The organism is Rhizobium sp. 007 (assembly GCF_015353075.1).
Taxonomy (GTDB): domain Bacteria; phylum Pseudomonadota; class Alphaproteobacteria; order Rhizobiales; family Rhizobiaceae; genus Rhizobium.
This window is the reverse complement of sequence record NZ_CP064187.1, coordinates 611,263-630,853: the sequence shown is the minus strand read 5'-3', so window position 1 is coordinate 630,853 and position 19,591 is coordinate 611,263. Positions and strand designations below refer to the sequence as shown.

At 61.2% G+C, this 19,591-nt stretch carries 14 protein-coding genes; 7 read left to right on the top strand and 7 right to left on the bottom strand.

Annotated elements, in window-relative coordinates; all coding sequences use genetic code 11:
- Positions 1–323 precede the first annotated feature (323 nt).
- The gene (locus ISN39_RS02970; RefSeq protein ID WP_194730090.1) at positions 324–2,249 is read right to left on the bottom strand and encodes a methyl-accepting chemotaxis protein; all 1,926 of its coding nucleotides are present in this window, start codon (positions 2,247–2,249) and stop codon (positions 324–326) included.
- A 321-nt stretch (positions 2,250–2,570) separates the two neighbouring features.
- Between ISN39_RS02970 and ISN39_RS02965 the strand changes: the two genes are divergently transcribed.
- Together ISN39_RS02965 and ISN39_RS02960 are read left to right on the top strand one after the other, a co-directional pair.
- On the top strand, positions 2,571–3,317 hold the full coding sequence (locus tag ISN39_RS02965) for a TlyA family RNA methyltransferase (RefSeq protein WP_194729128.1): 747 nt from the start codon (positions 2,571–2,573) through the stop codon (positions 3,315–3,317).
- Complete coding sequence (locus ISN39_RS02960) at positions 3,314–4,564, top strand: class I SAM-dependent RNA methyltransferase (protein WP_194729127.1); 1,251 nt, start codon at positions 3,314–3,316, stop codon at positions 4,562–4,564. The genes ISN39_RS02965 and ISN39_RS02960 overlap by 4 nt, the downstream gene beginning before the upstream one ends.
- A gap of 94 nt (positions 4,565–4,658) precedes the next feature.
- Here ISN39_RS02960 and ISN39_RS02955 read toward each other — a convergent pair whose 3' ends face one another.
- From ISN39_RS02955 to ISN39_RS02945, 3 genes are all read right to left on the bottom strand, one after another.
- Complete coding sequence (locus tag ISN39_RS02955) at positions 4,659–6,752, bottom strand: methyl-accepting chemotaxis protein (RefSeq protein WP_194729126.1); 2,094 nt, start codon at positions 6,750–6,752, stop codon at positions 4,659–4,661.
- Between the two features lie 207 nt (positions 6,753–6,959).
- The gene (locus ISN39_RS02950; RefSeq protein WP_074066873.1) at positions 6,960–7,712 is read right to left on the bottom strand and encodes a crotonase/enoyl-CoA hydratase family protein; all 753 of its coding nucleotides are present in this window, start codon (positions 7,710–7,712) and stop codon (positions 6,960–6,962) included.
- Positions 7,713–7,720: 8 nt separating this feature from the next.
- Positions 7,721–9,499, bottom strand: a complete 1,779-nt coding sequence (locus tag ISN39_RS02945) for an acyl-CoA dehydrogenase (protein WP_194729125.1) — start codon at positions 9,497–9,499, stop codon at positions 7,721–7,723.
- A gap of 200 nt (positions 9,500–9,699) precedes the next feature.
- Here ISN39_RS02945 and ISN39_RS02940 point away from each other — a divergent pair, with 200 nt between their 5' ends.
- Positions 9,700–10,695 (top strand): transporter, encoded by a 996-nt coding sequence (locus ISN39_RS02940; RefSeq protein WP_039844162.1) that lies wholly within the window; start codon positions 9,700–9,702, stop codon positions 10,693–10,695.
- A 428-nt stretch (positions 10,696–11,123) separates the two neighbouring features.
- Here the strand turns inward: ISN39_RS02940 and ISN39_RS02935 are convergent, their stop codons facing one another.
- The gene (locus ISN39_RS02935; protein WP_194729124.1) at positions 11,124–11,603 is read right to left on the bottom strand and encodes a BA14K family protein; all 480 of its coding nucleotides are present in this window, start codon (positions 11,601–11,603) and stop codon (positions 11,124–11,126) included.
- Positions 11,604–11,763: 160 nt separating this feature from the next.
- On the bottom strand, positions 11,764–13,008 hold the full coding sequence (locus ISN39_RS02930) for an aromatic ring-hydroxylating dioxygenase subunit alpha (protein WP_194729123.1): 1,245 nt from the start codon (positions 13,006–13,008) through the stop codon (positions 11,764–11,766).
- Between the two features lie 381 nt (positions 13,009–13,389).
- Between ISN39_RS02930 and ISN39_RS02925 the strand changes: the two genes are divergently transcribed.
- Genes ISN39_RS02925 through ISN39_RS02915 form a run of 3 tightly spaced genes read left to right on the top strand, consistent with a single transcriptional unit; the run spans position 13,390 to position 16,478 of the window.
- Complete coding sequence (locus ISN39_RS02925; RefSeq protein ID WP_194729122.1) at positions 13,390–13,998, top strand: DUF6656 family protein; 609 nt, start codon at positions 13,390–13,392, stop codon at positions 13,996–13,998.
- 55 nt (positions 13,999–14,053) lie between these two features.
- Complete coding sequence (locus ISN39_RS02920) at positions 14,054–15,028, top strand: L-threonylcarbamoyladenylate synthase (RefSeq protein WP_194729121.1); 975 nt, start codon at positions 14,054–14,056, stop codon at positions 15,026–15,028.
- A 19-nt stretch (positions 15,029–15,047) separates the two neighbouring features.
- A complete protein-coding gene (locus ISN39_RS02915) occupies positions 15,048–16,478 on the top strand; it encodes an FAD-binding oxidoreductase (RefSeq protein ID WP_194729120.1) in 1,431 nt (476 codons plus the stop codon).
- A gap of 12 nt (positions 16,479–16,490) precedes the next feature.
- Here the strand turns inward: ISN39_RS02915 and ISN39_RS02910 are convergent, their stop codons facing one another.
- Positions 16,491–18,704 (bottom strand): DUF1217 domain-containing protein, encoded by a 2,214-nt coding sequence (locus tag ISN39_RS02910; protein WP_194729119.1) that lies wholly within the window; start codon positions 18,702–18,704, stop codon positions 16,491–16,493.
- A gap of 306 nt (positions 18,705–19,010) precedes the next feature.
- Here ISN39_RS02910 and ISN39_RS02905 point away from each other — a divergent pair, with 306 nt between their 5' ends.
- Positions 19,011–19,577: a DUF6101 family protein gene (locus ISN39_RS02905; protein ID WP_039846650.1), complete on the top strand. Its 567-nt coding sequence runs from the start codon at positions 19,011–19,013 to the stop codon at positions 19,575–19,577.
- Positions 19,578–19,591 lie beyond the last annotated feature (14 nt).

The following is a 19,591-nucleotide window of genomic DNA, read 5'->3' as shown; positions in this document are numbered from 1 at the left end:
CGGGTCGCAGGCGGGTCTGCTTGAGCAGATCGCCAATGGCGAAAGCCGACTGAACCAGATGGCCGCGCAATCGATTTCGTGCGCAGATCAGGCTGCAGGAGGCGCGGCGCATCATGATCGTCGAAGGCGACGGCGGCCGAAGCGGGATTTCGCGTCGGCTACGACAGCCCGTCCCAGTTCAGCGGCGACTATGTCCGGTTCGCCCATATGCCACCGAAACGCGACGTCGAGCGGATGCGCGGCATCGACGGCATTTAGCACGCAACAACGAGAAGGGCGGCCAAACCGGCCGCCCCTCTTATATGCCAGATCGATCAACGATCTCAGAATTCCGTCCAATCGTCTTGGACAGCTGCGGCGGTTGCCGCCTTGCCGCCGAAGGCGCTGGCGAGCTTGTTGGTCAGCGCGCGGGCGGGCGATGCAACAGGGCGGGCGCCGGATTGCGCGGCACTCGCACGGGGCGCGGCCGCCGGTGCGGCCTGGCCGAGCTTGAACTGTTGCAGCAAGGCGTCCAGCGCGTTGGCTTCCTGAGCCAGCGCATGGCTTGCCGCCGTTTGTTCTTCGACCATGGCAGCATTCTGCTGCGTGCCCTGGTCCATATTGTTGACGGCGGTGTTGATCTCCTGCAGGCCGATCGACTGTTCGCGCGTCGCGGTGACGATCGCGCCGATATGGCGGTTTATCTCCTGGACCTCGCTCACGATCTCGGCAAGCGCTTTGCCGGTTTCACCGACAAGCGAGACGCCGGTGTTGACATGGTCGCCTGAGGTCGTGATCAGCGCCTTGATCTCCTTGGCGGCGTTGGCGGAGCGCTGAGCCAGTTCACGCACCTCCTGGGCGACGACGGCAAAGCCCTTGCCCGCATCACCTGCACGGGCGGCCTCGACGCCCGCGTTCAAGGCAAGCAGGTTCGTCTGGAAGGCGATGTCGTCGATGACGCCGATGATGTTGCTGATCTCGCCCGAGGACTTCTCGATCTGCTGCATGGCGGTGACGGCCTTGCGGACAACATCGCCGGAGCGCTCGGCACCGAGACGCGCACGCTCGACCAGATGGCCGACATCTTCGGCGCGCTTGGCGCTGTCGCGGACCGTCGTCGTGACCTCTTCGAGAGCTGCGGCAGTTTCCTCGACGGCAGCAGCCTGCTGTTCGGTGCGGCGGGCAAGGTCGTCGGCGGCGGAGCGGATTTCGCCGGCGCCGGCATTGATCGCCGAGGCATTGCGGCCAACCGCCTGGAGAGCCGACTGAAGCTTTTCAGCGGCATGGTTGAAGTCGTTTCGCAGGCTGTCGAAGTGAGCGGAGAAGGGCGTTGCGATCCGGCTTGCGACATCGCCGTTGGCGAGGTTCGAAAGACCGCCCGCCAGACTGTCGATCGCAAAGCGGATCTCGGCTGCCTCGCGGGCCTTCTCCTCGTCGGAGAGCTGGCGCTGGCGCTCGGCCTCGTCGCGCATGCGGTCCGTCTCGCCGGAAAGGCGCTGCTTTTCGATTGCGGCCTCCTTGAAGACCAGCACCGACTTCGCCATCAGGCCGACTTCGTCGCCGCGGTCGAGCGCCGGCACGTCGATATCGTTGTGGCCAGCTGCCAAGCGGCCCATGGCGACGGTCATGCCGACGATCGGCTGCGCGATGGTCCGTGATAGAAGCCAGGCGAGCATGGCTGCGGCAAGCGATGCAGCGATGCCACCGACGATCAGCGTGAAGGTCAGATCCTTGTTGGCGTCGAGCTGGGTTGTGGCAAAGGCCGCCGACTTTTCACGGGCGACAGCCTTGATCTTGGCGGAGGCCTGACGGAAGCCGTCGAGTTGTCCTTTCGTGGCGTTCACACCGATCTTGACGACGTCTGCGATCGGCGTCTCGGTTTCCTTGCGGGCCTTGGCCTGCGGTTCGGCAAGTTCGCGGAAATAGAGATCGGCCGCCTTCTGCATGCCGTCGATCATCCCGATCAGTTCCGCCTCGCCTGCAGCTGTCTGCTTGGCGGCAGCAATCGCCTTCAGCATGCGTTCGCGATTGGCGAAGATATCGCCATAGGTGCTGTCGCTGCGGAAGAGGATGAAGCCCCGCAGGTTGACGGCCTGCTCCAGCATCGCCTGCAGCGCGTCGTCGATGTGATTGACGAGGAGCTCCGATTTCTCCTGTTCGGCAGCAGCAGCCGCCGAAGCGTTCGCCTTGCTGTACACATGGGCCGAGACGGAAATGAAGATGAGAATCAGCGCTGCAAAGGTTGCGGCAAGCTTTCCCTTCAAGGACATGTTGGCGAACACCGGTCAACTCTCCTGACAAAAACGGCGAAACAAGCCGCGCGAGACGCAGCGGCAGAGCGAATTAAACTGAATCATGATCTGCAGGTGGAGGTTATGATGCCATCATGGCAGGGAACGGCCCGGGCGGACCGCTGCAATCACTGCGACGCTACGGGCACCGGCTTTAAATTTACTTAATCTGTCCTGTCCAAAATTTTGGGGGAGGAATTGTTTCCACGCGCTCTGCATTTCCTCGAAAGCCCTCATCTCATCTGCGGCGACGGCAACAAAAGGCTTGCAAGCAGCGGATTTGCCGGTCATGGACAGCCGATGTCCGATCAGAATACCCAGCGCCTCGACCAGCTTCTCGTGAGCCTCGGCCTTTTTTCCAGCCGCTCGCGGGCACGCGATGCCGTCAGCCGTGGCACAGTGAAGGTCGGCGGCGCTGTCGTGACAAAGCCGGGCGCTCTCTTTGCCGAAGAGGCCGAAATCGAGGTCGATGATCCGGCGCAGGATTACGTCTCCCGTGCCGCGCTCAAGCTCATTGCGGCGCTCGATCATTTCCAACTCTATCCGGCGGGCCACCACTGTCTCGACATCGGCGCTTCGACGGGCGGCTTCACGGAAGTGCTGCTGGAGCGCGGCGCGGCGCATGTGACCGCCATCGATGTCGGTCACGGGCAGATGCATCCGCGCATCGCAGGCGATCCGCGGGTCACGAATATCGAGGGGCTGAACGCCCGCAATTTGACGGCAGAGGATATCGGCCGGCCAACAACCTTCGTCGTGTCGGATGTTTCGTTCATTTCGCTGAAGCTGGCGCTGGCGCCTGCGTTGCAGATCGCCGAGCCTGGCGCCATTGCAGCGCTTTTGGTAAAGCCGCAATTCGAAGCCGGGCGCGATGCGATCGGCAAGGGCGGACTGTTGAAGGACCCTTCCTCCGCGCCCGCGGTCGCGGCGGAGCTCGAGCGCTGGTTCGCCGAAGACATGGGCTGGAAGAGCCTCGGGCTCATCGCTTCGCCGATCGCCGGCGGCGACGGCAATCAGGAATTTCTACTCGCAGGAACGAAGCCGTGAGCACCGAAACAGTCACCATCCAGAAACTCGGCGGCCAGGGCGACGGCATTGCCGACGGCGCAGATGGCCCGATCTACGTGCCCTTCTCGCTGCCCGGCGAAAGCGTGGCGATCGCGCGCGTCAAGAACCACGGCACGATCATGTCGATTGCCAAGCCTTCAGCCGACCGGCAGGAGCCACCCTGCCGCCATTTCGGCCCGGACGGCGTCAACGGAACTTGCGGCGGCTGCACGCTGCAGCATATGGCGTATCAGCCCTACCGGACCTTCAAGCGGCAGCTGGTGATCGACGCACTGAAATCGAAGGGCATATCGGCCGAGGTCGGCGAACTCGTCCCGGCACATCCCGGCGAGCGGCGGCGCGTCGTCTTTGCGGCACGCAAGACCGAGAAGGATATGCTGATCGGCTTCAACCAGGCCGAAAGCCACCATATCGTTGCGATCGAGGAATGTCCCATCTCGTCGGCAGCGATCCTTGCACGGCTGCCGGCAATCAAGGCAATTGGCGCAGCGCTTGCCACCAGCGCCGAGGCCTTTCGCATTTCGGTTCTCGAATCACTTTCCGGGCTCGATCTCGCCGTCGACGGGATCAAGAAAATGCCGGACCCGCAGCGGCGCAAGGCGATTGAAACCGTGCTTGGCCTTCGCGGCATCGCGCGCGTTTCGCTGAATGGCGAAATCCTGGTCGAGCCCTCCAAGCCGATCGTCGACTTCGGCGGTGTGCAGGTCTCGCCGCCGGCTGGCAGCTTCACCCAGGCGACGAAGCCAGCCGAAGAGACGATGGCCGAGCTGGTGCTTGCCCATGTCGGCAAGGCAAAGCGCATCGCCGATCTCTTTGCGGGCGCCGGCACTTTCTCTCTTCGGCTTGCCCGGATCGGACGCGTGCATGCCGTCGAAGGCGAGGAGAAGGCGCTCGCCGCCCTCGACCAGGCGGCGCGCAAGACACAAGGGCTGAAGCCGGTCAGCGTCGAGAAGCGCGACCTCTTCCGCCGCCCGCTGATGACGTCCGAACTGAAAGTCTATGACGCGGTAGTCTTCGATCCGCCTCGCGCCGGAGCGGAGTTCCAGTGCCGCGAGCTCGCCCGTTCGACAGTGAAGAAGATCGCCGCCGTCAGCTGCAATCCGCTGACACTGGCGCGCGACCTCACCATTCTCATCGAGGGCGGCTACCGGATCACCGGCGTCACGCCGATTGACCAGTTTCTCTGGACCTCGCATGTCGAGGTGGTGGCGACGCTGGAAAAATAGGCCCCAGGCTCTCGCTGAGCCACCATTGCGATCCAGCGCGCGAACGAAAATGCCCGCACCAACGCGGGCATTTTTTGGTTTGAAGCGGCAGGGATCAGGCGGCGCGGCGGCTAGCCGAAGCCGTCATTGCGTGCGCCCCGGATTGTAGATTGAACTGCGCCAGAAGCTGCATCAGCTTTGCGGCCTCGGTTGCGAGGCCGTGGCTTGCCGCTGTCTGCTCTTCGACCATGGCAGCGTTCTGCTGTGTGCCCTGATCCATTGTGTTGACGGCCATGTTGATCTCGTGGAGGCCGGTCGATTGCTCACGGGTGGCCGTGACGATCGCGCCGACATGGCGGCTGATTTCCTGCACCTTTAGAACGATCCCCTCCAGTGCTTTGCCGGTATCGCCGACCAGCGTCACACCGGAGCGAACCTGGAAATTCGAGGCCGTGATCAGGCTTTCGATCTCCTTGGCCGCCTTGGCGGAACGCTGCGCCAGTTCGCGAACTTCCTGCGCGACGACGGCAAAGCCCTTGCCTGCCTCGCCGGCGCGTGCGGCTTCGACACCGGCATTGAGCGCCAGAAGGTTCGTCTGGAACGCGATATCGTCGATGACGCTGATGATGTTCGAAATCTGCTCGGACGACTGCTCGATGCCGTTCATCGCATCGACCGCCTTGCGGACGATCTCGCCGGATTCTTCGGCGCCGGCACGTGTGCGGTTGACGAGATTGCCTGCTTCCTCGGCGCGGCGGGCGGTGTCCTTGACGGTGGTCGTGATCTCCTCGAGTGCTGCGGCAGTCTCTTCGACTGACGCTGCCTGCTGCTCCGTGCGGCGGGCGAGACCATCGGCAGCCGTGCGGATCTCCGACGCACCGGCATCGATCGCATGCGCGTTGCGGCCGACGGTCTGGAGTGCGGCGTGCAGCTTGCCGACGGCCGTGTTGTAGTCGCTGCGGAGACGGTCGAGATGCACGGCGAACGGCGTTTCGATGCGGTGGGCGAGATTACCCTCCGAAAGCGCTCCGAGCGCACCCGCCAGCGCATCGACGGCGGTACGGATTTCCGCCGCCTCCAGCGCTTTTTGCGCTTCGCGATCCTGACGCTCGCGCTCGGTCAGTGCGCGGCTGGTCTCGGCCTCTCCTTCCAGGCGCTCGCGGTCGATTGCGTTGTTCTTGAAGACGGCGACCGCTTCGGCCATCGAGCCGATCTGATCGCGGCGTTCCTCACCGGGAATGGCGGCGGAGAGATTGCCGGCTGCCAGGTTCTGCATCGCAGCCGTCATGGCGGTGACCGGGCGGATGACGAGACCGTGCAGCAGCCAAGCCATGGCGACGATCATCAGGCCAACGGCGAGAAGCGTGGCGATGGTCGCTGCAATGCGGAATTCGTTCAGGGACGCGAAGGCCTTGTCGCCGTCAACGACGAAGCCGAGATGCCACTCGACCGTCGGCAGGCCGTCAACCGGCAGGAAGCTGACGAGAACCGGCTTGCCGTCGAATTCGCTCTCGACCAGGCCGGGACCGATCGACGGCGTCGCGTCCGGGAAGGCATCGGCAATCGTCTTGGTAACAAGCTTGGCATCCGGATGGATGAGAATCTGGCCGCTCTTGTTGACCAGGAAAGCCATGCCCTGACCGCCGAGATCGATCTCCTTGATCATCTTCACCATGGTATCGAGCGAGAAATCGCTGCCGACCACGCCGGCGAGCTTGCCGTCGCGCTTGACCGGAACGGCAGCGCTGATGATGAGATCGCCGCTCGAGGCGTCGGTGTAGGGCTCGGTCAGGACGGGCGCATCGGCCTTGACAGCATCCTGATACCACGGGCGCTTGCGCGGATCGTAGTCCGCCGGGAGCGGCAGGTCCGGCCAGGACGTGAAGACGCCCTGTTCGTCGCCGAGATAGGTACTGACGAACTGCTTCGTCAGGACGTCGTTCTGCAGCACGCTGACAACGCCGGCGCGATCGACAGCCTTTGCGGAGGCGTTCGCGACCATCGCGGTCAGCGTAACGCGACCGTTCATCCAGTTGGCAAGGCTGCGTGCAGCCTGCTCGCCGGAAGACTGGATATTCGCTTCGATCGAGGCCGTCGTGACGCTGCGCTGCACCGAATTGATATAGGAGGAAAAGGCGACAAAGGCCGCGAGAACGACGGCGGACGCGGCGACAAGGATGCGCGTCAGCAAATTCGTCTTCTTTTTCAAGATGCGTTCCTTTCGGATCGTCTGCCGTCCCGTCGGCGCGCAGGAACGCGGGGCGGGAGCGCGGAACGGGCAGAGGGCTCATGGAGACAAGGATGCGCAAAGCGCCTCATGCGCCCGGACGACCGAATGGAATCAACTCGTCACCCCCTGATTATTAGGGGTTAATTAAAACAGGCTTAAAATTTAGCAAAAATCCTGTGCCCGGCATCAGCGTCGCATGAAGGCCTCGAAAGCCGCACGGGCTTCCGCGCTCTTCAACTGTGCGGCAAAATGCCGGGCCTCGTCATCGATGCGCGCAATGATCTCGGCACGGTCGCCGCGGATGAGATCACGAGCAATCTTCAAGGCTTCCGGCGGCTTGGCGGCGAGTTTTGCGGCGGCCGCAAGGGTTAGGGGCTCAACGTCCGGCGCGGAGCAAACCTTCCAGACCAGCCCGGCATCCTTTACCTCCTGCGCGGAGAATGCTTCACCTGCAGCAAGCAGGGCGAAGGCGCGCTGATGACCCATGATGCGCGGCGCAAGCAAGCTGGAGGCAGCTTCCGGCACGAGCGCCAGATCGACGAAAGGTGTGCGAAACTGGCTGCGGTCGGAGGCGACCGTCAAATCGCAATGCATGTGCATCGTCGTGCCGATGCCGATCGCCAGCCCATCGACGCCGGAAACCAGCGGCTTTTCGGCATTGACGAGCGCATTGAGGAAATCGAGAAGCTCCGGGCCAAGGGAGCCACCCATCGCCGCCGCAAGGAAGTCGCCGATATCGTTACCTGCGGAAAAAGCGCCTTCCGTGCCGAGGAAGACCGTCGCCCGGATGGCGATGTCCTCATTCGCGGCCTTCAGCGCTTCAGTCATCCGCACATACATGGCGCGGGTGATCGCGTTCTTCTTTTCCGGGCGGTTGAAGCGAATGATCTGTACGCCGGGATGGGCAGCGGATTGTTCGACGATGATGTGGTCGGACATGATGATCCTCAGGCAAGAGCAATGCGGGCGGCGGCGAGACTATCTGCGCCGTTGATGACGCGATCCTTCAAGGCTGCGGTTTCCGACAACAGATTTTCGGCGGCAAAGCGGCAAAGCGCAATGCGGCTTTCGTTCGCGCCGTCAGAGACCCTGGCAAGCCCGCCTTTGGCGAGGTAGGAGCCGGTCAGGGCGAGCCCGAAGAGGCGCTGATAGGGCGTCGCTCCCGAAAGGGCTTCGGCCACCTTGCCATCTGCCTGCACCTTCAAAAGCCAGCCGGTTGCCTGTTCGAGATCGGCGATGGCCGAATCAAGCCGCGCTGCCGTTTCGCCAAAGCCATCGAGATTGGAACTGCGCACCTGATCGGCGATATCGCGAAGTTCGGCGAGGAAGCCTTTCACGTGATCGCCGTTCGAAAGCGGCAGCTTGCGGCTGACGAGATCGATCGCCTGGATACCGTTGGTACCTTCGTAGATCGGCGCGATCCGAGCGTCGCGCAGGAAGCGGGCAGCGCCCGTCTCCTCGATGAAGCCCATGCCGCCATGGACCTGAATGCCGAGCGAGGCGACGTCGACGCCCGCATCGGTCGAGAAGGACTTGGCGATCGGCGTTAGAAGCGCAGCGCGTTCCTGCCAATGCTGCTTGTCTCCACTGGCGCGATGCGACATGTCGATCGCGTGGGCGCAGGCATAGGAAATGGCGCGGGAGCCTTGCGTCAGCGCCTTCATCGTCAGCAGCATGCGGGCAACGTCGGGATGTTCGATGATTGGGCTCATGCCGCTACCGCTCCAGCCGGGCGCCCTGCCCTGCGTGCGCTCCATGGCATAGGCTATTGCCTTCTGCGTCGCGGCTTCGGCGATCGCGACACCCTGCATGCCGACCGTCAGGCGGGCGTTGTTCATCATCGTGAACATGCAGTTGAGACCCTTGTTCTCCTCGCCCACGAGCCAGCCGACCGCCCCCTTCTCGCCGCCGAACCTGCCATCGCCATAAATCATCGTGCAGGTGGGCGATCCGTGGATGCCCATCTTGTGTTCCAGCGAATGGCAAAAGACGTCGTTGCGGCGACCGAGCGAGCCATCGTCGTTGACAAGGAACTTCGGCACGAGGAATAGCGAAATGCCGCGCGTGCCGGCCGGTGCATCAGGCAGGCGGGCGAGGACGAGATGGATGATGTTGTCCGTAGCGTCGTGCTCGCCCCAGGTGATGAATATCTTCTGGCCGAACAGGCGATAGGTGCCGTCATCGCGCCGCTCGGCCCGGCTCTTCAGCGCGCCGACGTCCGACCCTGCATGCGGCTCGGTGAGGTTCATGGTGGCAGTCCACTCGCCGGAGATGAGCTTCGCCAGGTATTTCTGCTGAAGGTCCGGGCTGCCGTGGGCGCTCAGCGCCTCGACCGCACCCATCGTCAGCGTCGGGCAGAGCGCGAAGGCTGTGGCGCCGGAATTCCACATTTCAAGAGCGGCGACGTTCAGCATGTTGGGCAGGCCCTGGCCGCCATATTCCTCGGGGCCCGTCAGTCCGTTCCAGCCACCTGCGATCCAGTCCTGATAGAGTTTCGCCCAGCCATCCGGGGTCTTCACTTCGCCGTCAACCAGACGAGCGCCCTGCCTGTCGCCGATCTCGGCCAGCGGGGCGACTTCTTCCGTCGCGAAACGACCGGCTTCGTTCAGGATCGCATCGACGAGATCCTCGCCGAGCTCACCGAGCATGCTTTTATCGATCGCGTCGCTCAGCCCTGCGACATGTCTCAGAGTAAACGCGATGTCCTCGACGGGCGCCTTGTACATATCATCTCCTCGCATCTCAAACGGAACCGTGGTTCCAAGCCTCCGGTGGAAGAGCTAATTGATTTTTACGTAAACGTCAATTTCGAATTCGGCGTTTCAGAATTGACGACATCTTGCCGCTCGCAGGTCTTCACACTTGCACAAACAACCGTCATGGAGAATCTCTAAACAGACTGATCGCATCGAAAGGATCGAGACCGATGGATACATTGCCCGCCAATATACCCGGCCTCGTCTGGGCCTACAGTTTTCCGGCAGGAAGCGGTAAGGCAGTGCGCCTGCACAACAGCGCGTTTCCGGCAGAACTGGTGTCCGGCAACGGCTTTTACTGGCTGCATCTCAATCTCGCCGATGCACGAGTCCCTGCCCTGCTCGAGACGCTGGACGGCCTTTCCGAAGATGCCAAGACGGCTCTCACAACGCGCGATACGCATGCTGCGCTTACCGTGGACGAGCAGATGCTCTACGGCACGCTCATCGATTGCCAGCGTGAATTCGATCAGGATACCAACGATCTCGGCTGGCTGCATTTCGCCATCGCCGATCGCTTCATCATCACCACCCGTCTGCAGCCGCTGCGCAGTGTCGAGCGGGCGCGCGCGATGATCGAAAAGAATCCGGCAAAATTCTCCCGGCCGGTGGACCTCTTCGAACTGCTGGTGATCGAGTTTCAGCGCACGCTGATTTCTGTTGTCATGGAGCTCACCGAAGAGCTGAACCTCATCGAAGACTTCGTCTACGACAACGTTTCGCGCGATGAGCGGCGGCGGCTGGCGCCGGCACGCCGCACAATCGTACGCCTCCACCGACACCTTAGAAACGTGTTGACGCTCATGCGGCGGGCCTCGGCCTCCGACGAGGACGAAATGCCCTTCGGCTTCGAGGATATCGCCGGCCGGCTAACGAGCAGGCTGGAATCGGTCGACCACGATATCTATGCATTGCAGGAACGCGCCCGCTTGCTGCACGAGGAAATCGACTCGAAGCAGTCCTCCGAGACCAACCGTCACCTCTACATTCTTTCGATCATGACCGCCTTCCTGCTGCCGCCTACGCTGGTGACCGGCTTCTTCGGCATGAATACGGCTAATCTACCCTTCGCCGAAGGACCTGGCGGTACGGAATACGCGGTGGCGCTCCTTATCGCTTCGGTGCTGCTTGCCTGGTGGCTGCTCAAGCGGGTCAATATTCTCTGACAAGAAAAATCGCTGTTCAAAGCACTGCTGCCATGGACGCATATCGAAATAGCGCAGACTTTGGGTGCCGGCTCGCACTTCGTCCCGCAGAAGCATAAGATCACAACCCGCTGGATTCGGTCATCCTGCAGATCAGGCGCCAAGGCATAGAAATTGTCGACGGGCCGGGCGAGCGGGCCGGAGCGATGGGTAAATCCTGTCCGTTTACTTCAAGGATCCGGACGGCAACCTCGTCGAGGTGACCAACCAGCTCTAGAATGACCGCATCGAGTCGAGACGAAGGCTTTGCGGTGTTGCGCGTTCGTTCCCTGGCGCAAAGCAGCCGCCATTGTGCCGTCCTTTCGAGGTGAACTGGCGGCATTTATATTCAATATCGAACAGCCCGGCAGTGGTTGCCGGGCTGATCGGTTCAAAAATTGTATTAAGCCTCAGTTGTAAGGCGAATAGCATTGCTGACGCGGGCCGTTGTAGGGCTGGAACGTATTGTCGTAAGCCCGATATGAACGGTAGCGGTTTGCGCACCAGGCGACGTGACCGCCGCCGCCACTGTAGGCCGGCGGGGCAACGTAGCGCGGCTGCGAGGCGATCGCGCCACCGATTATGGCGCCGGCGCCGAAAGCAGCCAGCGGATACCAGTAGCCGTTATAGTGACGATAGCCAGGGCGCGAATAGCGATAGCCGCGATATCCGCCATAGTAACCAGAACGATATGCGGGACGGTAACCCGGATAGTATCCGGGACGATAGCCCGGGCGATAGTAACGGCGATACTGAACGTTCTGCACGTCCGAGGATTTTTCCATCTGCGGTGCTGCCGGCATCTGAATGGCCTGGGACGGCACGAAGCTCGTCAGGACAACAGCGGCGGAAAAGAAGGCACTGGCAATTTTCTTACTGAGCACATTCATTGTATTCTCCAATCCCCAAGCGCGAATCTGGCCTCGCCTGAAACGTATGAGTGCGGAAAATGTTCCCAACACGCGCCGTTCGGCATGGATTGAGTTTCTACCGGAACGCAAATGAACCGGGGATTAACCGGTTCATTTTCCGCAATTGGAACGGGAAGAGTCAGGCGACGTCGGAAAGCTTCGCCTGATCGCCCTGGAGGCGGTTCACCATGAAGTTCGAATACCATTCGAGGAACTGCATGACGCCGCCTTCATGGAGCATCGAGTAGGGACCTGGCTCGTAGGCCGGCGAGTGGATGCCGAAGGCATTCTCTTCGACGATGCGGCGGTCCTGATCGTTGGTTTCCGTCCAGACGTGCGTGAGTTCCTCGAGATTGTAGTCCACGCCTTCGACGGCGTCCTTGTGGACGATCCACTTCGTCGTGACGGCTGTCTCGTTGGCGCTGAGCGGCAGGACGCGGAACGAGATCGCGTGGTCGCCGAGCAGGTGGTTCCAGGTCGTCGGATAGTGAAAGAGCAGCATGGTTCCGATGCGGTCGATCTTCACATCCTCCGAAAGCGGGCGCTTGACGGCACTCTTGCCGGACATGGTGTAGCTTTCGGCATCCTCGATCAGCGGCATGCGGGCGGTGCGGAACTGGCCGTCCGGCGAGATCTGGAACTTGCTCGGAAGGCCCGCCGCCTCGCAGCGCGCCCAGTGACCGGCGATTTCCGGGTCGTCGGCACCACCGTCCGTGCCGGTGACGCTCGGGGCTTCCGGATAGGTGCGGCAGAGTTCCGGATGGTTGGCGGCGCAGTGATAGCACTCGCGGTTGTTTTCCCAAACGAGCTTCCAGTTGCCCTTTTCGATAATGGTGCTCTGGAAGGCGATCTTGCCATCGTTCAGACGGTGGGGAAGCAGATAGGGGCCGACCATGTCGCGGATCGGCTGGAAGTCCGGTGCCTTTTCTGCCAGGCAGATGAAGATGTAGCCCGCAAAGTTCTCGCAGTGCACGGGCTTCAGGTTGTAGCCGCTCTTGTCGAAATCATCGCCCATGTGGCGGGCGAAGGCGAGCTTGCCGTCGAGGTCATAAGCCCACTGGTGATAGGGACAGACGAGGCGGACCGACGAGCCGTGTTCCTTGGTGCAGACCCGCGAGCCGCGGTGGCGGCAGCTGTTGTGAAAGGCACGGATGACGTTGTCGCGGCCACGTACGATGACTACGGGATACTGGCCGATCTGAGCCGTGAAATAGGCGCCTGGCTTCGGCAGTTCGCAATCATGGCCCATGAACAGCCAGTCGCGATAATAGATCATCTCCATATCGAGCTTGAAATAATCTTCGTCGATATAGAAAGGCTGCTCAAGGCTGAAGCCTGCGCGCCGATTCTTGAGCTGCCGCAAAACGTTGCTGCGAATATCCATCTGTTTATCCTCGTGCCATAGGCTGCCGCCGCGAAGGCGGGATGGAAGCGCCCGCTTCTTCTCCATGCGGGAGAACTATCATGGCGTCATTTAAACACCGGCCATGACTGCCGCTTGGTTGTAATGCGACATCGGCTTCGAAATTGACGACAGCGTGGCGAGGCAACACGATTTTCGCCTCCGCCCCAGAGCCTTCAAATGCGACATCCGACAAACTCAAACCTGACAGCACAATCCACCTGCATTCGCCGTCATTATCGCATCTGCGACGCCCTTTCGCCACACGCTCCCGCCATCATGCGCAAGAGAGGCGCTTTAACGGGCCATTAAGCATAAACTCCTATGTTTCCCTTATCGGACAAAGCAGATGGAATGCGAGCCATGGCGAAACTTCGCTATTTCGACGCCAAAGGAGATGCCAGGCCGCAGGACATGAAGCCTGCAGCGCCGCATTCCGAATTTCTCCGCACCGGCAAGATCACCCGCGATCGTGCGCACTGGCTCGCCGAAGAACGCCGCTACCTGAGCTACCGCGAAGTAAGCGAGCAAACCGGCCGAAAACTGCACACGGCAGGCATCAAGGCGCATCAGCAGATCAATGGCTTCCACCGCACGATCCACTTCCCAAAGATGGTGTTCCACCGGACGCTCGCCGACAGCCCGCATCTCGGCTACTGCCATGTCACGGCGGCGCGGACGATATTCGCCCGCTACGAGGAGGTCAGCTGGGCCTTCTACATCGCCAATTTCTACGCAGACATCGGCGACAACGACAATTTCTTCCATCACATCGATATCAAGTATTCCCGCATGTATTTCGCCGTCGCAATCAAGCCCGGCGAGCATACGCCGGAGAAAATGACGATCGACCGCTCCATTCGCGGCAATGGCGTGCTCTTCAGAACCGACGATCCGCAGGTGGCGATCAGGAATGTGCTTCTGCTTGGCGCCCGCAACGAACAGCTTCGCGAAATCATCCGCCAGCTCTGATATTGATCGCAAGCTTTCAAAGGCCTATGGGACTGCCTGGAACAACGGGCGGCACATGGCACGCATAATCGACATCGCAGAACATCGACATGAAGCGCTGCAAATGGCGTCCGCCGTGCTTTCGGAAGGTTTTCCGGTCGCCATCCCGACTGAGACCGTCTACGGCCTTGCTGCCGATGCCACCAATGCGGCGGCGATAACCCGTATCTACGAGACCAAGGGCCGCCCCCGCTTCAATCCGCTGATCTGCCATATGAGCGATCTGGCGATGGCGGAAGAATATGCGGAGTTCGATCCGGTCTCGCGCGCATTGGCGCAAGCCTTCTGGCCAGGGCCGCTGACGATCGTCCTGTCCTTGAAGGCGGAAAGCCGGATCCATGCGCTGGCAACTGCCGGTCTGGATACGGTTGGTATCCGCGTGCCGAAGGGGTTTGCGGGCGAGCTGATCCGCGCCTTCGGCAAACCGCTCGCCGCACCGAGCGCCAACACATCGGGCAGGATCAGCGCCACCAGCGCAGCGCATGTCGACGCCGATCTCGGCGGCAAGATCCGGCTCATCGTCGATGCAGGCGCCAGCACCGTCGGCGTCGAATCCACTATCGTCAAGGTCGAGGACGGCGAACTGAAACTGCTGCGGCCTGGTGGGCTTCCCGCTTCCGAGATCGAGCGCGTCGCCGGCAAGCGGCTGCGGCGTGCCGGCAAGGCATCCGCAGCAATCGAGGCTCCCGGCATGCTCGCCTCGCATTATGCGCCCGGTGCCAATGTCCGTCTCGATGCCGGGGCTGTTAGAAGCGACGAGGCCTTGATTGCCTTCGGCGCGGCCGATGTCGCGGGTGCGAGCGATGCCGCCATCGTGCTCAACCTCAGCCCCTGTGGCGATCTGGCGGAGGCGGCTGCCAATCTTTTCGACTACATGAAGAAGGCCGATGCCAGCGGCGCAGCGACGATCGCCTTTTCGCCGATACCGGACGAGGGTCTTGGCGAAGCGATCAACGACCGTTTGCGGCGTGCCGCCGCGCCGCGCGAATAACAAGGAAGGAATGAGCTCGATGAGCGCCAGCGTCTCGCCCGAACTTCTCGACCGCTTCGCCGCAATCGTCGGCGAGAAATACGCGCTGCGCAGCGAGGCCGAGCTTGCCCCGCACCTGATTGAGAACCGAGGCCTCTACCACGGCTCTTCCCCTCTCCTGCTCAAGCCCGCGAATGTCGAGGAGGTTTCGGCCATCCTGAAGCTTGCGACGGAAACCGGCACTGCGGTCGTACCGCAGACGGGCAATACCGGCCTCGTCGGCGGCCAGACGCCGCGCGAGGGCAAGTCGGACATCATCGTCTCGCTCGAGCGGATGAACAGGATCCGCGACGTCGATCCGGTGGCGAACGTGCTGGTTGCCGACGGCGGCGCAATCCTCGCCGAGGTGCAGAAGGCGGCCGAGGCGCATGGCAAACTTTTCCCGCTCTCGCTCGGCGCCGAAGGCTCCTGCCGGATCGGCGGCAACCTCTCGACGAATGCCGGCGGAACGGCGGTGCTGGCCTATGGCAACATGCGCCAGCTTTGCCTTGGCCTCGAAGTCGTGCTGCCGACCGGCGAAATCTGGGACGGCCTTCGCCGCCTGAAGAAGGACAATACGGGCTACGACCTTCGCGATCTCTTCATTGGCGCCGAAGGCACGCTCGGCATCATCACCGGTGCCGTCCTCAAGCTTTACCCGCAGCCGCTCGGCCATCAGGTCGCCTTTGCAGGACTCAACTCCGTGGAGGAGGCGCTTGCCCTGTTCAATCTAGCGAGCAGCCTCTGCGGCACCTCGCTGACCGGCTTCGAGCTGATGCCGCGGTTCGGTGTCGAGATCACCGCCAAACATATCGAGGGCGTGCGCGATCCGCTGGAATCGGCTTACCCGTGGTATGTGCTGATCGACATCTCGACCTCGGATTCGGCGGAAACCGCCGAGCGGATGATGAATGCGCTGCTCGAACAGGGTTTTGAGGCGGGGCTGGTGCAGGACGCGGCGATTGCCTCATCCGTCGCGCAGCAGAAGGCGCTGTGGCATATGCGCGAGAGCATGTCGGAGGCCCAAAAGCCCGAAGGCGGTTCGATCAAGCACGATGTTTCTGTGCCGGTCTCGAAGATCCCCCATTTCATGCACGAGGCCGGCGAGGCCGTGATGGCGGCAATGCCCGGCGCCCGCATATGCGCCTTCGGCCACATGGGCGACGGCAATATCCATTATAACATTTCCCAGCCGGTCGGCGCCGACAAGGACGCCTTCATCGCCCGCTGGCATGAGATCAACGAGATTGTGCACGGCATCGTTCTGGCACACAGCGGCTCGATCTCGGCAGAGCACGGCATTGGTCAGCTCAAGCGCGACGAGCTCGCCGCGATCCGCCCCGCCATAGAGATCGACCTGATGCGCCGCATCAAGCGTGCCTTTGATCCGGCGAACATCATGAACCCGGGGAAAGTGGTCAGCGTGGCGTAAGAACGTGGCGGCTTAACCGCCACCGGTCAGAATCTGCAGCGCCGGCGATTGGGTCGTGACGTTCTGAATGTCGTACATCGCCGTGAACCGCTTCACCAACTTGTCGACCTTCTTCGAGTCGCCAAGATCCTTCAGGTCCACAAACTTTTCGAGAAGCGCAACCTGCTTCTCGACATCCATGCTGGAGATCTGGCTCGGCAGGTTGTAGGCGGTGGTGATGACCTGGAAGAGCGCCTTGTCGCCGAGGATGGAGTAGAGCGAGGTGATATCCGGCGCCTTGCGGGCGAAGTAAAGCGCCAAGCGCGTGCCATCGTTCGTCTCGCCTTCCTGCGTCTCGAGGGTCTGCTGCAGATAGGCATCCTGCGTGCGATCGAGTGCACCCTGATCCTGGACGATGCCCAGCTTGGCGCGCGTGAGATTGCCGGCCGTGTCGAAGTTGAAGTCGGCGACGAGGTTCTTGAACTTCGAGTCCGCCTTGGTGTTCAGATAACTGTTTGCATCGTCGGGATCGGATGTGAAAATCTTGCGCAGCGTCTCTTCGTCGTAGTCCTTCGGATCGAGACCGACAGACTTGAGAATCAGACCGGTCAACCGGTCGTCCTCCAGGAAATCATCGAGAGATTGCACCGATTCCATGGTCTTGGCGAAATAGTCGACTTCCTCGGTCGCATCTTTGGATGCCTTCTCCTTCAGGGGACCGTCCTTCATCAGCATTGTGACATGCGACTTATAGTTCGTCGCATATTTGGCCATCGCGGCGGGCGACAGTGGCTGCAGCTGGATCGACGCGTTACCTTCGCCATCGAAATTGAAGGCTCTCGCCAATTGGGTGATGCGGTCGTCCTTGAAGGACGCGACATAGCCCTCGGGGTCGTAAGGATCACTTGCCAGCAGCCTGCGCATGACGGATTTCGACAGTTCCTCTTCCGTCAAGCCGTAGGCCTGAAGCGCAACCTGATAGAGGTCGGGCAGATCGTCGTTCGTCTTGTCTAGATCGCCGGTCTTGTTGGTCTTCAGGAAATCGTTGATGCTGTCGACGTCGGAGAAATTGTCCAGCGTCCTGGTATCGGACATGCGTGTCTTGTAGTTGGCGACGATTTCCTCGATGGCCGCTTTCGCCTCGTCGTCGTAACGGGCCATGTAGTTTACGGAAGTTGCCTGGATCAGGGAATCCGATTGCGGGCCGTCAGGCGCGAGGACGCTTCCATCAGCCTCAAAGCTGAAGGCCTGATGGACGGCCGTGGCACCCATCGTATTGGCATAGGCCGGATCGACAAGGATTTGCCTCAAGGCCGTGTCGCTCAGGTCCGTGCCGAAGCTGCTCGGGCCAAGACTGTAAGCGGCCTTGATGTAGTCCGTCAGGCGCTCATCGGCGATGAGGCTGTCAACATTGGTGATCGTCTTGATCTTGGATTCGTAATAGGCCTTGTTGTAGTCGGCAGCGGCCTTCGTCGTATAGACGATATCCGGAAACACGTCGTTGTCGACAATGACGGTCGACGAATTCAGATTGTACTGCTCCATGACCGTGTTTTTCTGGGTCGCGGTCTGGGCCGAGCCATTCACGGTGCCGTCTGCATTGAAATTGAACTGCGCCGCGAGCGCCTGGTACTTCTCACCGCCCTGAAGGTTCACCACGCTGTTCGGATCGTTGAGATCGCTGGTCAGCACATCCCGCAGAAACTGCTTGGACGCGTAGGTCGTATCGATGCCGAACGTCTTCAGCACATAGGTGCGCAGCCGCGTATTACTGACGAGATCATCGACTGTTTGCACGTCAGCGATCTCCGCGCTGTAATAGTCGGTGTCCTTGATCGCCTGCTTTTCCTGATCGGTGAAGGATGCGCTGTACCTGTCGATCAGGTCGTCTTCCTGCGCATCCGTCTGCGCATCGGGCTTGGGCGCATTAAAATTGAACGCCGCCGCGAACTGCTTGTAGCGCTGGTCCGAAAGCTTGTTGGCGAAACTGTCGGGGTCGGTCAGGTCGCTTTCCAGCACCTTCTTCATGAAGGCCTTGGCATAGGTCATGTCGTCGAGGCCATAGGCCTTCATCGCGTAGCTGTAGAGCTTGTAGTTGCCGAGGAAGTCGTCGACGTCCTTCACCTTGTTGATATTCTCGGCGTAGTATTCGGCGTCCCTTTTGACCGTCGCCTGCGAGGCAATGCGATCAAGACTCGTCTTCGGGTCGCGACTTATGATCGCGTAGGCAACGGAGGCGGAAATCATGAATGCGCCCTTAAACAACCTAAGAGAATAATGCAGGATTCTGCGCGCATTTTGCCACGCAAAGCTTACCCGAGACTTACCTGACGCCGTCCCGCTTTGGCGCAGCCATCCTCGCCGGTCCGTTCATGGTCCGGAAACCCTGCCACATTGGTTTTTGATAACCATCGGGGAAGGCAAAGTTTTCTTAACCGCAAATTTTAAGTGGTCCGGAAGAGGCCCCGCCTATTGTCGAGGCGTAGAGGGCGAAAAAGCCCCGAGGAGAAGACCGGAAACCGGCTCTCAGGTAAGACAAGGGTAGAAATGAACATGAACAACACCGTTATGAAGCCCGCTTGGGCTGGAACGACACTGCGTCTCGATCCGTCGCGCTTTCCCCAGCAGGTCAGCTACGCCATCCACGACTCCACAAGTGACGTCAGCATAACGATCGATGAACGCGGCGCCGTCCTCCGCAAGACCCTTCCCTCCAGCGGCCTGCCACTTTCCGTTGCCCTGCCGAAGCGCGCCTTCAAAGGCGTTGCAGCCCGGGCGATCGACCACGGCAACGGGGAAGTGACCGTAACGCTGGAATTGCACCACGAAGATCCGGATCTCTGCATTCCGCTGCTTGTCGCCCACGATCTGTCCGATATCGCGGCCGATTGGCGGGGCTGGTCGGAGGCATTCCGCATTCCGATGCTGATGGTGGAGGCCGACGGCATTGCACGCCCGCTCGAGGAGCACCTCGGCGATTTGCGTACCAGCCACATGAAACCGCGCCGGCGCCATTCCTATTTCGCCAATCGCCGTCCGCGCTTCCTCGTGCGCCGCACGACCGGCAAGCTCGGCGTGACAATGAAGATCGAAGGCAAGGAAATTATCGCCCGCAATTAAGAATTCGGCGAGTG

Excerpts from the sequence above, each read along its gene's own strand:
- ISN39_RS02970 (WP_194730090.1), bottom strand. The coding sequence starts at position 2,249 with ATGTCCTTGAAGGGAAAGCTTGCCGCAACCTTTGCAGCGCTGATTCTC.
- ISN39_RS02920 (WP_194729121.1), top strand. The coding sequence starts at position 14,054 with ATGGCACGCATAATCGACATCGCAGAACATCGACATGAAGCGCTGCAA.
- ISN39_RS02950 (WP_074066873.1), bottom strand. The coding sequence starts at position 7,712 with ATGTCCGACCACATCATCGTCGAACAATCCGCTGCCCATCCCGGCGTA.
- ISN39_RS02945 (WP_194729125.1), bottom strand. The coding sequence starts at position 9,499 with ATGTACAAGGCGCCCGTCGAGGACATCGCGTTTACTCTGAGACATGTC.
- ISN39_RS02940 (WP_039844162.1), top strand. The coding sequence starts at position 9,700 with ATGGATACATTGCCCGCCAATATACCCGGCCTCGTCTGGGCCTACAGT.
- ISN39_RS02935 (WP_194729124.1), bottom strand. The coding sequence starts at position 11,603 with ATGAATGTGCTCAGTAAGAAAATTGCCAGTGCCTTCTTTTCCGCCGCT.
- ISN39_RS02930 (WP_194729123.1), bottom strand. The coding sequence starts at position 13,008 with ATGGATATTCGCAGCAACGTTTTGCGGCAGCTCAAGAATCGGCGCGCA.
- ISN39_RS02915 (WP_194729120.1), top strand. The coding sequence starts at position 15,048 with ATGAGCGCCAGCGTCTCGCCCGAACTTCTCGACCGCTTCGCCGCAATC.
- ISN39_RS02965 (WP_194729128.1), top strand. The coding sequence starts at position 2,571 with ATGTCCGATCAGAATACCCAGCGCCTCGACCAGCTTCTCGTGAGCCTC.
- ISN39_RS02925 (WP_194729122.1), top strand. The coding sequence starts at position 13,390 with ATGGCGAAACTTCGCTATTTCGACGCCAAAGGAGATGCCAGGCCGCAG.
- ISN39_RS02910 (WP_194729119.1), bottom strand. The coding sequence starts at position 18,704 with ATGATTTCCGCCTCCGTTGCCTACGCGATCATAAGTCGCGACCCGAAG.
- ISN39_RS02905 (WP_039846650.1), top strand. The coding sequence starts at position 19,011 with ATGAACAACACCGTTATGAAGCCCGCTTGGGCTGGAACGACACTGCGT.